Raw genomic sequence first — 1,199 nt, 5'->3', positions numbered from 1 at the left:
ATCAAAAGGGGCGAGATCATGAGCAAGTTTTGCAAAGTCGTGACGATTTCCTACCCCCATTGCCCAACAGTTATGGATCATTAAAAAGGCACCGCGCCCCATTTTTATTTCATCCCCTGCCATCGCAATAATGGACGCAGCGGAAGCGGCAATGCCCAAAATATTGACCGTTACCTTGCCACTGTGAGCACGAAGCAAGTTATAAATTGCCAACCCTTCAAACATATCGCCCCCTGGACTATTGAGGTTAACGACAATATCTTGCTCACCAATGGCACGAAGCGCGGCGGAAATCCGTTTAGCGGTGACACCTTCACCCCAATAATCTTCTCCAACGACGTCCAATATCGAAATCGAGTTATCCGCACTAGATGCCCGAATACGGCTATTCCATTTATCCAGTGCTTTGGGTTTCAGCTCATAGCGAATCGATGCGCAGGGGCGATCCTCCAGCGCGACTGGCAACTGATTTTTTTTCATAACGATTACTCCTCGGGACGAGGTGGATTGGATTGAGATGGGGTTACAGGTTCACCTTCAGGAAATAACCAGTTAGTGATCTGTGCTTTGAGCTTTTCAGCTTCATTGTTCGTGATATCTTTTCCGAGCTGATCCAGTGGCGTTAAATTAAGCTGNGATTGGATTGAGATGGGGTTACAGGTTCACCTTCAGGAAATAACCAGTTAGTGATCTGTGCTTTGAGCTTTTCAGCTTCATTGTTCGTGATATCTTTTCCGAGCTGATCCAGTGGCGTTAAATTAAGCTGAACCGTATAAATATCGCCCCCTTCAATAGGCGGTAAATTCTCTAACCGTCGAACATCATTTCGGCTCATCCAGCCATTTTGTAACGCTGTTGTGTAATAAGCTGAACGTCCTGCACTGTCTGCTCGTAATAAGCCCTCAACAGAAAATTCCGCATAATAATCTTCATCACTGTCGAGTAAACAACGATTAATTTCTTGCTCAATATTGACCAATAAGGGACGTAGTGTATTAGTCAAAAACTGCATATTCATCCCTTCCACACTGGATGCCCAACTACTTTGCTTATCGGCATGCCCCACCATAAAAGGTGGAACGCGAAACCAACGGCAAATTTCCTCAATGCTAAATCCGCGACTTTGTAATAATTGCGCAGTTTCAGGGTTCATGGTGACATTTTGATAAGACAAATCCGCTTCGAGGATCATCACCTTT

Annotated in this window: 2 protein-coding genes; both read right to left on the bottom strand. The window is 45.0% G+C overall.

Translation table 11 applies throughout. The features are described 5' to 3' along the window. A partial coding sequence (locus B6258_RS15070; RefSeq protein ID WP_129586865.1) for a head maturation protease, ClpP-related occupies positions 1-480 on the bottom strand: 480 nt, incomplete at its 3' end. A 142-nt stretch (positions 481-622) separates the two neighbouring features. Further along, positions 623-1,199 (bottom strand): phage portal protein (locus B6258_RS15065; RefSeq protein ID WP_099075939.1); only part of this gene is annotated, 577 nt, incomplete at its 5' end.

It is taken from the genome of Proteus alimentorum, from assembly GCF_002607735.1.
Classification (GTDB): domain Bacteria; phylum Pseudomonadota; class Gammaproteobacteria; order Enterobacterales; family Enterobacteriaceae; genus Proteus; species Proteus alimentorum.
The sequence above is the reverse complement of the archived record's forward strand: the minus strand, read 5'-3'. Positions and strand labels throughout refer to the sequence as shown.